12 protein-coding genes and 1 other RNA gene are annotated in these 14,347 nt (G+C 43.0%); 7 read left to right on the top strand and 6 right to left on the bottom strand.

All coding sequences use genetic code 11. The annotated features are described in order from the left end of the window. Positions 1 to 41: 41 nt before the first annotated feature. From fni to mvk, 4 genes are read right to left on the bottom strand one after another with little or no spacing between them, the layout of a single operon-like run. Positions 42 to 1,088 (bottom strand): type 2 isopentenyl-diphosphate Delta-isomerase, encoded by a 1,047-nt coding sequence (gene fni, locus HZL42_RS04445; RefSeq protein ID WP_219054468.1) that lies wholly within the window; start codon positions 1,086 to 1,088, stop codon positions 42 to 44. Further along, on the bottom strand, positions 1,063 to 2,169 hold the full coding sequence (locus HZL42_RS04440; RefSeq protein WP_219054467.1) for a phosphomevalonate kinase: 1,107 nt from the start codon (positions 2,167 to 2,169) through the stop codon (positions 1,063 to 1,065). Before HZL42_RS04440 ends, fni begins: the two co-directional genes overlap by 26 nt. Positions 2,170 to 2,186: 17 nt before the next feature. Beyond that, positions 2,187 to 3,170, bottom strand: coding sequence for a diphosphomevalonate decarboxylase (gene mvaD, locus HZL42_RS04435; RefSeq protein ID WP_219054466.1), 984 nt, complete (start codon positions 3,168 to 3,170; stop codon positions 2,187 to 2,189). Between the two features lie 11 nt (positions 3,171 to 3,181). After that, positions 3,182 to 4,105, bottom strand: coding sequence for a mevalonate kinase (mvk, locus tag HZL42_RS04430; protein ID WP_219054465.1), 924 nt, complete (start codon positions 4,103 to 4,105; stop codon positions 3,182 to 3,184). A gap of 176 nt (positions 4,106 to 4,281) precedes the next feature. Here mvk and HZL42_RS04425 point away from each other — a divergent pair, with 176 nt between their 5' ends. The 4 genes from HZL42_RS04425 (at position 4,282) to HZL42_RS04410 (ending at position 9,772) form a co-directional block, all read left to right on the top strand. Next, positions 4,282 to 7,071: an exonuclease domain-containing protein gene (locus tag HZL42_RS04425; RefSeq protein ID WP_219054464.1), complete on the top strand. Its 2,790-nt coding sequence runs from the start codon at positions 4,282 to 4,284 to the stop codon at positions 7,069 to 7,071. 64 nt (positions 7,072 to 7,135) lie between these two features. Next, a complete protein-coding gene (locus HZL42_RS04420; RefSeq protein ID WP_219054463.1) occupies positions 7,136 to 7,639 on the top strand; it encodes a DUF5590 domain-containing protein in 504 nt (167 codons plus the stop codon). A gap of 32 nt (positions 7,640 to 7,671) precedes the next feature. After that, the gene (asnS, locus tag HZL42_RS04415) at positions 7,672 to 8,967 is read left to right on the top strand and encodes an asparagine--tRNA ligase (protein ID WP_219054462.1); all 1,296 of its coding nucleotides are present in this window, start codon (positions 7,672 to 7,674) and stop codon (positions 8,965 to 8,967) included. Positions 8,968 to 9,031: 64 nt separating this feature from the next. Then, positions 9,032 to 9,772 (top strand): DnaD domain-containing protein, encoded by a 741-nt coding sequence (locus HZL42_RS04410; protein WP_219054461.1) that lies wholly within the window; start codon positions 9,032 to 9,034, stop codon positions 9,770 to 9,772. A 53-nt stretch (positions 9,773 to 9,825) separates the two neighbouring features. Here HZL42_RS04410 and HZL42_RS04405 read toward each other — a convergent pair whose 3' ends face one another. Both HZL42_RS04405 and recU read right to left on the bottom strand, forming a co-directional pair. Next, positions 9,826 to 12,144, bottom strand: coding sequence for a PBP1A family penicillin-binding protein (locus tag HZL42_RS04405; protein WP_219054460.1), 2,319 nt, complete (start codon positions 12,142 to 12,144; stop codon positions 9,826 to 9,828). A 16-nt stretch (positions 12,145 to 12,160) separates the two neighbouring features. Next, entirely contained in the window at positions 12,161 to 12,763 is a 603-nt protein-coding gene (recU, locus tag HZL42_RS04400) for a Holliday junction resolvase RecU (protein WP_219054459.1), read from the bottom strand. A 124-nt stretch (positions 12,764 to 12,887) separates the two neighbouring features. On the opposite strand from recU, the gene HZL42_RS04395 reads away from it, so the two are divergent. The 3 genes from HZL42_RS04395 (at position 12,888) to rnpB (ending at position 14,305) form a co-directional block, all read left to right on the top strand. Continuing rightward, positions 12,888 to 13,454 (top strand): DUF1273 domain-containing protein, encoded by a 567-nt coding sequence (locus tag HZL42_RS04395; protein WP_219054458.1) that lies wholly within the window; start codon positions 12,888 to 12,890, stop codon positions 13,452 to 13,454. A 58-nt stretch (positions 13,455 to 13,512) separates the two neighbouring features. After that, positions 13,513 to 13,911, top strand: a complete 399-nt coding sequence (gene gpsB / locus HZL42_RS04390) for a cell division regulator GpsB (RefSeq protein WP_219054457.1) — start codon at positions 13,513 to 13,515, stop codon at positions 13,909 to 13,911. 16 nt (positions 13,912 to 13,927) lie between these two features. Then, positions 13,928 to 14,305, top strand: an RNA gene (rnpB, locus tag HZL42_RS04385) — RNase P RNA component class B. Positions 14,306 to 14,347 lie beyond the last annotated feature (42 nt).

Below are 14,347 nucleotides of genomic sequence, written 5' to 3'. Positions count from 1 at the left end.
AAATGGCTTCATCACTTCAAATGAAATGATGGAGCCATTTTTTAATATTTAATGTTTCTTTGGTGGATGTAGTTCATTAAGTCACTTGAAAGCAGCAACCGTTCCGATTGAAGCTCAGCAATGTTGCGACACCCCAGCATCGTCATGATCGTAACAATGCCAGTTTGCCAATCCTGAATCATTTCCACCGTCTGTTCTGGACCGTGTTTAATTAACTGGTTCAAAATCGTCCCAGCAACCCCAACGGCATCGGCACCCAGGGCGATGGCCTTGGTAATGTCTAGCGGGGTCCGAATGCCACCGGAGGCAATGATGCTAACTTGCTTTTTAAGGGTCTGGGCTTCCAATAACGACTCAACGGTCGTTTGGCCCCATGCTGCCAGGTAATCTAAATCCTTATGCTTTCGCCGGAAGTTTTCAATTAACGCAAAGTTAGTGCCGCCACGACCACTGATGTTGATGGCCTGGGCCCCAACTTGTTCAACTAGGGTTTGAATCGTTTTTTGATCCATTCCAAAGCCGACTTCCTTTATGATGACCGGCTTAGAAGCGTGGTTGACAATGGACCTTAAGTCTGTTTGCCAGTTAAAGTCCCGGTCGCCTTCAGGCATAATCATTTCTTGGGCAACGTTAATGTGGACTTCTAGGGCGTCTGCGTCCAAGAGTTGAATCACTTCTTCCGCATCCGCGAGGGGGTGACCAGCGCCAATGTTTGCAAACACGTTGCCAGATTTAAGGTGGTCCCTAATGACGGTAAAACTCTTCTGGGTCGTTGGATCCTTTAAGGCAACGCTAGCCGAGCCACTAGCCATCGCAAGGCCGGTTTGTTCGGCAATCATTGCTAGTTGTTGGTTTAGCTTTCCCGTTTCGGGGCTCCCACCGGTCATTGCTTCGATGTAAAAGGGCCACTGCATTTTAATGTGTCCATTGAAGAGGGTGGAATTAGTCACTACTTGATGGGCACTAATTTCCGGTAGTCCGTGATGGATGAAGCGAACTTGATCAAAGCCCGCGGTTGCGGTTGACTGGAAGAATTTTTCCGCCAGCGAAACGTGTTCGTTCTTACGATGTGAATGACGGCTGATCATGGGATTCCTCCTGTTGGTTGTAACTCACCCGTAGTGGTAATTTATCAATGGCAAATTGGTGCCACCGGGCAATAATTTGCTTTAGGTCCGTTTGATGGTTAACAATCGCAATTCCACAATCACCACCACCAGCTCCGGAAGACTTAGCGGCTCCACCTAGCTGATTAACAATGTCACACATTTGTTTTAGCTGGGGGGTCTCGATATTTACGTTAGTGTGGTTAGCGAGGGCAACCAATAATTGGCGGTTATGATGAATTTGTTCTTGAATCGATTGCAGGTCGTGGTTTCTAAAGGCCTGAATCATTTTATTAACGCATTCATTACTAGCGGTCAAAAAGTGGTTATAAAACGTTGATTCGTCAACCCGTTTATTAGCCACCTTACCAACTAAATGGGCGGTTGAAGCCGGCCGCCCCGTCCAGCCGATCAATACTTGTAATTCAGCGGGGGGGTTAAGGGCCTCAATTTTTAAGTGGGGCCATTCAATCGCTACCGTATCGGCGATTGTGTGGTGGGCAAGGTGATTTAAGAGCCACTTACGGTCAAATGATTGGTAGGCAATCCATCCTTGGTAAACACTAGCGGCGACGTCACCGAGGGAGCCGTTTCCCTGAACGGATAGGTGAGCGATGGCAGCGAGTTTAAAAATGGTGATTAAATCCACATGGTATCCAACGACCTTGCAGATGGCTTTGACCACTGCCACCGTCACGGCTGCTGAAGAACCTAATCCGTATTTTTGACCGTTATCACTATCTAGTTCACTGGTGATCTTTAAGTGGTAATTCCTAATTGGCACCGCTTGGGCCCGAAGGTATTCCTCAGTGGTTTGAATTGCTGAGGCAACGTAGCTGAACCGGCGGTCAAATGGACTAAATTCCACTTGGTTCCCATTATGGTGCCACTCCAGTTCACCTGCGGGGCTTTGGTCTGACCAAGCGGAGCTAAAGTGGGACTGAAGGTGAGCTTGGACTTGAATAAATTGATCGACCGCAATTAAGATTGCAGGGTGCCCAGGTTCGACAACGGCGTATTCACCGGCAATATAAAGTTTTCCAGGAGCTTTAACGGTTATCAAAAAATCATTTCCCTTCTTTATCTGGGGTCTTTAATAATTGTAACACCTGGCCCCGGTTTACATACGACAATTTTATCTTCAGTAAAGTGGCGATACAAGGCGTTGATGATGGTAGCTTCATCCTTAGATTGACAGATGATTTTGACGTTGGGGCCGGCATCCATGGTGAAATAACAGTTAGTGCCGTTTTCCCGTAAGGATTTGACGATATGCATGGCTTCCAAGCTATCCGCATTAAAATAGGTAAAGCTTGGATCAGCACTAAGCGTTAGGGCGTGCATGCGCATCGCATTGGTTTCTGCGATATGTCCGACCATATTGAAATTAGCTTGTAAAATGGCCGCCTTAATATTCACGAGGTCCTTAGCGGCTTGTTGCTTCCAGGCTGCATAGTAGGGGGATGTATTTACGGATGACTGCATCCCCATGCGACTGCTAATTTTTTTGGGGTGCCGATTCAAAACCACGGTAATCATTTTAATATCCATTTGCACGGGATCTTCAATTGGCTGGGCAAATGAGGTTGTGTCTGAATCACCAGCATGCCATTCCACGAATCCACCGAAGATGGAGCGGGTTGCAGAACCAGACCCTCGTCTGGCAACCATTGATAACTCGGCTTTGGATAGCGTTAACCCAGCCGCTTTACAAGCGGCCGTCGCCAGCGCGGCAAACGCCGATGCCGATGATGCTAATCCAGCGGCGTTGGGAACGTGGTTGTAGGAGCGAATCAATGCGTGGGTTTTGATTCCGGCTAATTGACGGACGACCGCTAGACAGTTAGCGACCTTTTCATCAACGGGCGCTAATACGTCGTCGATAAAGAGTTGGTCTGCGGATAGTTGGCTGTCAAATTGGACTCCGGTATCGGTGTAGAAATGGTCTAGCGTCAATGAGAGACTGCTATTTTGGGGGATGATTAGTTTCGCGTCCGCTTTCCCCCAGTATTTAACTAGTGCGATGTTAGTATGAGCCCGCGCCCATACAAGCTGATCAGACATGTAATTCACTCCTAAAAAGTTTCGATCCAGGTGTTAACGGCGCCCGCATTTGAAAGGGCGTTTGCAATCTTGAGGGCAGCAGCGTGGTCATCAGCTAGGGCGATGATGCAACCACCCAGTCCGCTCCCGGTAATCTTAGTGCCAAGTGAACCATTTTGGTTAGCCACTTGAATTAGATGTTCAGTCCGGGGGATGTTGATGCCAAGATAGTCTAGCTGACGTTGGGCTTGGTTAAGGAGGCTGCCCAGGTGGGTAATGTCATCTTGTTCTAAGGTGACCTTAGTTTGTTCCGTTAGTTTGCCAAGGTTAACGATGGCATCCTTCGCATTTTGATCCCGGTTGACCATTTGCCGAACGGAGTTGACGGCAACGTCGGTTTGCCCCCGAATGCCACTATCGGCAATGATCATGTAGCCATTGAGGTTCATTGTAATTGAATCGGGGGTTTGCTTATGAATGAACCACACTGGTGACTCAGAACTAACGGTTGCGGTATCGATGCCACTAGGGTTACCGTGGGTAATCGTTTCTTCAATGTCGCTCAACTCAAACATTTCGCGTTTAGTAAGGGGGGCATCAAAGTAGTTGTAGAGACTCTTGATCAGTGCAATTGAAACCGCAGCGGATGAGCCCATCCCCCGTTCAGAAGGAATTTCGCTGGTAAAGTTAATTTGGAAGTGGGCTGGTTGGTTTGCAAATTGATTGCAGATGGCCTCAATCAGCCGCTTAATGCCTAATAAATTGACGGGGGCTTCCTTCAAGCTCCCCTTATAAAATTCACTATTAATTCGAATTCCATCGTGAATTGATTTAGTAGTTACCGTCATTGGAATGCTGTCAATGGGGAACGCAATTGCGGGGTGGCCATAGACCACGCTGTGTTCACCAATCAAAATAATCTTAGCATGACTACTTCCGGTCGCTTCTTTTTTCAATGTTATCGCTCGCTTTCTAAAATCAGTCTTCATAATAGCATAATTTATTTGCTAACAACATGAAAAACAAGCAGGTTAGTTAATAATTAATTGGTTCTTTAAACTTAGAATTAATCTTTTAAATGTAGTATCATAATGTTAGTTTAAAATTTGAACGAATAAGATTGGTGAATTTGATGAATTCTAATACTGTCTTTTCGGTCGTCGACTTGGAAACGACCGGAAATAGTACCCACGATGACAACCGAATTATCCAATTCAGTTGTACCCTCGTACAAAATAATAAAATCATTCGGGTATATTCGACCGATGTTAATTCCGAGACCAAGGTACCCACTAGGATTACGAAGCTTACTGGGATCACGAACGATGAACTTAAGTCGGCCCCTACGTTTGCGCAACTGGCTGATAAGATATATAAGTTGCTTTCCGGGACCGTCTTTGTTGCCCATAATGTGAACTTCGACTTTCCGTTTTTGAACCGTGAATTCGAACGGGTGGGGCACGCTAAATTACAAATCAAGGCGGTAGATACAGTAACACTAAGCCAGTTATTATTGCCAATGGTGCCGAGCTATCGACTCCGGGATTTGACAAGCTACTTTAACATCGTCCACGATCATCCCCATGCCGCCAGCAGTGACGCAATTGCCACTGCCCACTTGTTTTTAGTGTTGATTAAAATGCTTAAGACCCTCCCACTTCAGACCCTTAAGTCAATCATGGGCCTAAATCTCCAGTTGCCGCTAAACACTAGTCAATTAATTCAAGCTGTTTATCAGTCGCAAGTCCACCAAAAAAAGATTCTACCCAGTTACTTAATGTCTAACCACGGGTTAGTGTTAAGAAGATTTAACCGCCACCATAAGCAATTGGATAAGCACCAATATTCATTTCCGTTTAATGATCACCAAAAACTAGCTGAGTTTGACCACCAAATTAAATTCATTCCAGAACAAGTGCGGTTAATGAACTTAATCTACGATAACTATCAGGGCGCAGCCCCCGATAACCTCTTTATTGCGACCAATAAAGGAATCGGAAAGAAATTCGGGTACGGATTACCGTTAACGTACTTGAGCCATAACCAAAATCAAAAGGTCATTGTCAGTCTGGGAAGTCAGGAAAGCGAAGTGGACTTCGTAAATAAAACCATTCCAGTCATTAAGCAGTTAGCACCGTTTGAAGTCAGCTATTCGATTCTAAAGTCAGCCAATAACTACATTGACTTGAACCGCTTCTTTGTTACGCTGAAGGTCGTGGACCAATCAACCCAGTTTCAATTCATGAAGGCACAGTTATTGGTCTGGTTAACGATCACGCAAACGGGGGATTTGAGCGAGTTACTATCGATTCAAGATTCACCATTTGCAAATGAGATTAACCACCAGGGAATCAAATCCATTCGGCCTAGCCAACCATTTTACCGGGTGGACTTTTTAAGGCGAGCTAGAAATTACAATAAATACTCCAACCTATTAATTACTACCCACGACTACCTATTGCGCCACGCTAAGCAGATTAGTCAGCAGAATCAAAAGCCGTTATTGGTAATTGATAACGCTTTGGAATTGAACAACAGTTTTTTAAAAGCAAATAAGATTACGATTGCTTTGAACCACATTAACGTCTTAATCAGAAAAATTCAGGGAACAATCAAAACCACCCATACGCTAAGCGTAACTGACATCGTTGGCAATCAAAAGGATTTTAAGAGGTCGCTAAAGCACATTAGTAGTGATCTGAACACGATGACCGATACGTTGGGGGCAATTCAAAAGCGAATTTCGACCCGATTTTTAGGGCGAGAATTCATGAGTAGTAATGATAACCACCTTCATGGAACCCTGGATAGTGGCAAACTACGGGATGAGTACAATTTTGAGACCCAACGACTTACTAGTATTAAAAAGGCGTGGAAGGCCTGCTTTGAAAATGCGAACCGAATTATTGCGGGCCCCCAGCATGGTTATTCACTAGTTGAGCAATCGGTGATTGACCATTTTCAATCACTGGTGTTAGAGATGACCCGTGAAATTAAAAAGTACCACGAATTTTTGGACCATCTGAAAGAACATAGCGACCAACTCTTGATTACAGTCTACGCTAATCAGGTTCATGATGTTAACAATGCCTTTTTTACGGAGGAACTTTTGACCCCTGAAAATGATTTGGATGAATTGCTGTATAAGTATTTTCCACCGGTATTGTTGGTTGATAACTTAAACGTTGATCGGCGAATCACGGACTTTACGTTTGCTAAGTTGGGGATGGTGAGCCCCAATAAACGGTTGATTCAATTAGGGCACCAACAGCCTAAGTACCCCTTGACGTTAGTTAATGATTCACCAGTGTTGACCGGTAGTTATGATCGACCAACCGTTGATTACTATGTGAATTTGATTTTAAAGTTGCTAAGTGACGGCCCGAAGAAAACCTACCTGTTGTTCAATTCGGGATCACTTTTAAGGCGGGTTTACTTTGCATTGACTGAACATCACGTTAACGAACGCTTCAACATTATGGCGGAATCGATTAGTGGCAATCAGGCAAAGTTAATCAAAAATATATTAAATGATGGTCAGTTAATGGTATTAGGTTCGATTGAACCGCTCAAGAGCAGCCATTTGGTGGTTGAGCAATTTGATGCAGTGATGATTGCGGATTTGCCGTTGATTCAAGCTGATTCCGCACGCAACCGCTTTATATTAAATCAAATTGGACAGGCAAATAACGATCCGTTCAATCAATTTATCTTGCCGAACGCCATTTTGAAGCTCAACCAAGAATTAGCGTTGCCCGTTGCTGGTCAGTTCATAGCAATTCTAGATTCACGGATTGTGAATCGCCCGTTCGGCAAGGTTATTTTGAATAGCTTAGCAACCCAATTTGACTTTCAATCGCTCAGGAGCCGCCGGTTGCTATTTGCGATGGCTAATTTCTTTAAAAATTTTGTTAAAAAATAAATCAATTTTATTTTGGATTTGATATAATGTTATTGTTAATGTAAACGGAAAAAGGAAGTTCGCCATGCAAAGAGAATTGTTACGACACCAGCATCGCCGGAAGGTTAGAAAGATTAGCCTGGGGGTGTTGGCCCTACTACTTGTGATTCTTTGTATTCTACTATTTCGGGCTCAGCGACCACTGAGCCGGGCTAAGAGTCAGTCAATCGCACTTGCTGAAAAGACTGCTGGAATTCAAAGGGTTGATAAGTTCTACACGTCCGAATTGAATCGGACTTATTACACAGTTCAAGGAACCAACAACCGCAATGCTAGCCTTTATGTTATTATTAGTAAGGATGACGGGAAGACGACCGTTTTAAAGGCTAATCAAGGCATTGCTCAAGCGGACGCTATTAACCGGGTCAAGTCCGCAGGGAATCCTAAGAAGATCCTGAATGCAGCACCATCACTATTTAATAATCAGCCGGTATGGATTGTTAGTTATCTAAACCAATCTGATAAACTATGCTACTACACTTTGAATTATAGTAATGGAAAGGTAATTCAAACGATTACGAACGTATAGGATATTAACTAATAAAGACGGGGGAGTTTCAAATGCAACAAATTAATATTATCGATGCGAAAAAGCATGTCGATGAAAAGGTTAAAATTGGGGTTTGGCTAACCAATAAACGTTCTAGTGGGAAGATTGCATTCTTGCAATTGCGGGATGGAACCGCATTTTTCCAAGGGGTCGTTTTGAAAAAGAACGTCTCAGAAGAACTATTTGAAGAGGCTAAAAAATTACGCCAAGAAACTAGCATGTACGTAATTGGAATTATCCATAAGGATGAACGTTCCAAGTTCGGCTATGAAATGGAAATTGAAGATATTCAAGTGATTTCAGAAACTGAAGATTACCCGATTACTCCTAAGGAACACGGAATTGAGTTTTTGCTTGACCACAGACACCTTTGGTTACGTTCTAAGCGTCCATTTGCGGTCCTAAGAATTCGGGATGAGGTAATCAGAGCAACCTACGAATTCTTCGGAAAGGAAGGGTTCGTTAAGTTCGACGCCCCCATTTTGACCGGGAGCGCACCTGAAGGGACCACTGAGCTATTCCATATCGACTACTTTGATACGAACGCATATCTTTCCCAAAGTGGTCAATTATACGAAGAAGCCGGTGCCGAAGCCTTTGGTAAGGTTTACTCATTCGGACCTACTTTCCGGGCTGAAAAGTCCAAGACGAGACGGCACTTAACTGAATTTTGGATGATTGAACCAGAAATGGCATTTATGCATCAAGAGGAAAGTCTAGACATCCAAGAACGTTACATTGCTTACTTAGTGCAAAGCGTTCTGGATCATTGTCAATACGAACTGTCAATCTTGGATCGTGACGTTGAAACTCTAAAGCGTTACACGAAGGTTCCATACCCACGGATTAGTTACGATGAAGCAATTGAACTATTGCAAAAGGCTGACTTTGATATCAAGTGGGGGGCTGACTTTGGTTCGCCAGAAGAAACCTACCTTGCTGATCACTTCGATCAACCAGTATTTGTACTAAACTATCCTAAGGCATTGAAACCATTTTACATGAAGCCCCATCCAACTCGGGATGACGTGGTAATCTGTGCGGACTTATTAGCGCCCGAAGGTTATGGTGAAATCATTGGTGGTTCTGAAAGAGCGACCGATTATAATTACCTGCTTGAAAAAATCAAGGCTGCGGGATTAGATCCAAAGGAATACTCATGGTACCTCGACTTAAGAAAGTACGGAAGTGTTCCCCATTCTGGATTTGGGTTAGGACTCGAACGGATTCTAACTTGGTTGACCCTTGAAGACCACGTTCGTGAAACGATTCCATTCCCAAGATTATTGAACCGGCTTCACCCATAATCATAAAAAAAGTAGCCACTAAGTGAGGCTACTTTTTTAATTCAATTTAACGAGGAGGGATTAAATGTCCATTGATAAATTTGCCCAACGGTTGATTAACGGTGGTCAGACAACGATTGCTAACTATCTGCTTGATAACTACGCCAAAATCGGCTTGAATTCAGATGAACTAGTCCTCTACCTGCAGTTTAAGCGGTTCTTTGATCGCGGAATTAACGCCCCAGATATTGAACAGATTAGTGCGGCCACTAACATTGCTGCGAATGAAATTTACCAAATTTTGCATAATCTGATTCAAAAAAAGCTAATGACGATTAAAACTGGTCAGGATCAAAACGGCAAGGACTTCGACCAGTATAACTTCGATCTAATGTACGCTAAATTGGCCGAATTAAGTACCGAGAACGATGTTTATCAACCCGTTACGGATAGTAGTCAGTCCGATGATCAAAGTCACGGAACGAATAGCATGACCGTTAATAACCGAGCTCACGTTTACGCAAGTATCGAACGAGAGTTTGGCCGGGAGCTATCACCAATTGAATTGGAAACCATTAGCGGCTGGCTGGACCAAAGTCATTATTCTCCGGAACTAATTGAGTTAGCCCTGCGAGAAGCGGTGTTGAATCAGGTTTATAATTTAAAATACATTGACCGCATTTTGATCAACTGGGAAAAACGCCACGTGAAAACGGCTGCCGACGTTGAAAAAGAGCTCAATCGCTACCAGGGGAAACGTAATCCCCAACCACCTAGTGGTGATGACGATGACGGCCCTGAAATTCCCATATTTAAAATTAAATAGAATCAAAAAAGGATGCTCGATTTTGAATTCGAGCATCCTTTTTGGAACCAACCTTAATTATTATTATTATTGTTGTTATTATCGTTGGTTGCATTGGTCTGGTTATTATTGTTATTATTATCGTTTTGATTATTATCATTATTTTGGTTGCTAGAGCTAGAACTTGAACTAGAGCTATCAGAACTACTGGATGACGATGACTTGGTGCTGTCATCACTCGGTTTACTTTCAATATCGCTAGAGGCTCTTCCAGAGGAGTTATTAGTCCGGTTAGAACTATCCTTATCACTGGATTCACTAGTGCTACTTGAATTAGTTCTGATCGATGAGGAGGAACTACTAGAGGCGCTACTACTGTTCATCACCCCGTTACTGTAGCCCGCAACATAGTATTCGGTCTTTCCATCCCGGCTAACTTCACCCACGTCATTTGGTTTCGTCCAGTCAACGTTCGGCTTGTTTTGCGAAGCATAGGCCATTTCATACTTATATATTTGTTGGGCAATCTGGGACTGCTGCTCCGAGACGTAGTGATTAGGCTCTAGGGGCTTATCATACCCGGTCCAAATCGAAAGGGAGAAGTTCTTGGTGTAACCAGTGAACCAAGAATCCATCGATGAATAGCTAGGCACGGAACTAAGGTAGTTATCTGGATACTGGGTCGTCCCAGTCTTTCCGGCTTCATAAAGCCCATCGACCTTAGCTGCGGTTCCTGAACCATTTGAATCCGTCATAACGCCTTTTAACATGTCGGTGATCATAAAGGCAGTTGCTGAAGACATTGCCTTGGTACCCTTACTGGAGTAATTATGAACGTCACCATTAGCTTCTACAATTTTATTAATGTAGTAAGGTTTGTAGTAGGTTCCACCATTAGCAAAGGCAGCATAAGCGGCGGCTTCTTGTTCAGATGAAATGTAGGCGCCGATTCCGTTTTGCAGTTGATACTGAGATTTTTGGCTAATGCCAAGGCCCTTTAAGAATTCAGTCGCCCGATCGATTCCAACTTCTTGCAGGGTTCGAATGGCAGGGATGTTTCTGGATTCAACCAGAGCCCGCCGCATCGAAATGTCACCTTCATAACGATCATCGAAGTCCATTAGCTTAGTTGTAGTTCCAGGATAGGTGAATGGGGTATCCTGAACGGTTTGATAGGTGGGATAGTGCAAGTATTCAATTGCTGGACCGTAATCCATTAGTGGTTTCATGGTGGAACCACTAGAACGATCGGTTTGCACCGCCCGGTTCAAACCAAATGAAACTTTGGTCTTTCGATTTCCAAGCATGGCCACAACTTTCCCATTATTAGAATTCATCATGGTAGCTCCCACTTGGAACTGATTATTTGGAAAGGCAATTGATGAATTGTGGTTAGCTAGGTTATAGAGATACTTTTGATTGGAAAGGTTTAAGTTCGTGTAAACCTTTAATCCAGAATTAGTGTTGTAGCCGCGGGCCTTTAATTCCTGTAGGGTTTGCTTTAGGTAAGCATCGATGTACTTTTCATTAACTGATGTAACGTCGGTATTTCGATGCGTCTTAGCTAGCCCGTGTTTGATGCTAACGGCCTTTGCCTTATCAGCAGTTGCTTGGGAAATTTCCTTATTCCGTACCATTGCTTGGAGAACTTGATTCCGGCGTTCCTTAGCGTACTTAGGGTATTGGTAAGGATTGTAGTTAGTAGGGGACTGTGGCATCCCAGCTAGCAACGCAAATTCTGGGAGCGAGAGCTTACTTAACTTCTTACCATAGTAATATTCCGCAGCCGTTTGCATCCCGTAAACGTTATTCCCCATGTAAACTTTATTAATGTAGAATTCTAAGATTTGATCCTTAGAATATTGTTGATTAACCTTAATTGCTAGGTAGGCTTCTTGGGCTTTACGTTTTAGGGTTCGATCAGTTGCAGCCGTGGAGAAGACTGATAGTTTAACCAATTGTTGAGTTAACGTACTGCCTCCTTGAAGCCCTAATGATGAATCAGTTAGGTTACCAAACGCTGCTCCAATGATCCGGAGGGGATCGACACCGCCTTCCTTATAGAACCGGCGATCTTCAATGGAAACGACGGCTTCTTTAAGTTGGGTCGGGATGTTCTTAGATTTAACGTATTCGCGATTTTGGATTCCTAGTCGGGAAATGACCTTTCCACTGGAATCATAAATCTTGGTTGAATTATCACTAGAAAGAGCGTTATAAGTTATTTGCGGAGCACTAGATGCATAGTAGAAAAATAGTCCGGTTCCTAATGCAAAAACTACCACAAAAAACGCAAGCACCCCTAGGATAATTTTCCGAATGAGGTGGCGTTTCCCGCCTCGGTACTTAGAATGGTTCCGATTCACTCGGGATCCTTGATTATTGTCTGACATGAAAAAAACTCCTTCATTAATCAATTATCTGATCAACAGCATCTAAATATGGAATCAATGGCTGTAATCGATATTTAATATTGTACCCAAGCTCTTGAATTTTCAACTTGGGAATTGACTTTCTTCCACCATTGAACTGGGCATCCCAAAATTGAAACAAATCAGTTGCTTTGAATAAAAAAATTTCATCCGTTTTAACGAATTTAATAATTGCAAAACAAATGCCCCCTAGTTGATTGCATTTCCGCATATGTTCAACTTGGTGTTCATGGAAGTTACTTAAGGGAAAGGCCGTCGTGTTTTTAGTTTCCTTAGCATCAAAGTCAATGTAACGACCCTTATAAACCCCATTGTAATCGGTGGTCGACGCCTTACTAAAGTAGGCTTCTTTAATCACAGCAGCAGTCCGTTTTTGGTAATCGACATTTACGATTTGAATCGGGGTTGGCTTTTTATGAATGACGGCAATGTCATTAGCAAGGTAATATTGGTTACTCTTATTAAGTTCAGCTTCAAGCGTCATTCCCCGATCACCATATGAATTAATACCGGATCCTGTTCGAATGTTACCACTGGAATGGTGATTAGGACGAATTCCACCGGGATAGTTAATGGTCATATAACCACCTTTCAATCTTTTATTTTAACAAATTTAATGTGTTAAAATATAAATAATAGCTCACTAGCTTTTATTATACCAATTACGGTGGCGTTTTGAAATTGTTTTTAGAGGAGGTGGTGCTTTGAAGCGACTTTGGATAACTGGATACCGCAGCTATGAACTGGGGGTGTTTGATGATAATGACCCCAAGCTAACCGTTATCAAGGTGGTTTTAAGGGACTTGATTACATCGGCAATTGAATCCGGTTATAATTGGATCATTACCGGCGGACAGATGGGAATTGAGCAGTGGACGATTGAAGTCGCCAGTGAGTTAAAGGCTCAATATCCCAGCGAATTTCAAATTGCATTGATGACTCCGTTTACTGAATTCGGGAATCAGTGGAATGAAAGGAATCAGTTAAAATTAAAAGCGGTTCAAGCAAAGGCTGACTTTGCAGCAACGGTTAGTAACCAGCCCTATCGCACCCCGCAACAATTAAGAAATTATCAAGAATTTATGTTAAAGCATACAGATGGGGCAGCAATGATTTATGATGTAGAGAAACAGGGCAAGGGGCAGTATGATTATCAAGCCATTCATAATTATATGCAGGACCATGATTATCAGTTGAGAATGATTGACTTTGATGATTTACAAGAAGCTGCCAATGAATATCAGGAAAATCAAAATAATAGTTTTCAATAATTTAATTATTTGGTATAATGTTATTCGTGCTTGATAAATTCGTGAGGTGTAACAAAAGATGGAACAAATTCATTTTACTCCTAATCAGATTTTGAATAAGGAATTTAGACAAAAAATGCGTGGTTATGATCCTAACGACGTTGATAGCTTTTTAGATGATGTGATCAAAGATTATGATACGTTTGATAAAGAGACCCAACAACTCCAGGATGAAAATAACCGCTTAAGAAGTCAAGTTGACGAGCTCAATCGTCAGTTGGCAATGAGTCAAGAAACGACTTCGTCAAATGGACCGGTGAGTCCCGATAATAGTTTTCAAGGGACACCACAGCCTAGTCCAGCACCATCAATGAACAACGCAACAACCATTGATATTCTGAAACGTTTATCAAACCTAGAACGGCGGGTTTTTGGAACTCAAATGGGTAATGGTAGTTCTGACTCCCATCGTTTCTAATTAATAACCTGGTGTAAATCCTGAGTAATCGCGGCTGGTTCGTATCAGCTGAGGAAAGTCCACTCTCGCACAGACTGCGATGTCTGTAGTGTTCGTGCTCGGCGAAAAAATAAGCCGAGGAATTACCATTTGGTAATTATGGCGGAGAAACGAGCTAATGCTTCGGCGATGCTTTAATACTCTGTAAAGTGCCACAGTGACGAAACAATTAGAGAAATCTAATTGGTGGAACGCGGTAAACCCCTCGAGCGGGAAACCCAAACTACGGTAGGGGAGCTTCATGTACGGAAATTGAACCAAGCATGGGGGAGAAATTTTATTTCTCAGATAGATGATTACTACTCAATTGATTTGTCCTGAAATTTTAATTGAGCACAAAACATGGCTTACAGGGATTTGCACCATCAGGAAGGGGTGAGAGTTTAACTCTCACCCC

This window comes from Lactobacillus sp. Sy-1, from assembly GCF_019303535.1.
Classification (GTDB): Bacteria; Bacillota; Bacilli; order Lactobacillales; family Lactobacillaceae; genus Nicoliella.
Note: the sequence above shows the minus strand (reverse complement) of the source record. Positions and strands in the feature narration are given on the sequence as shown.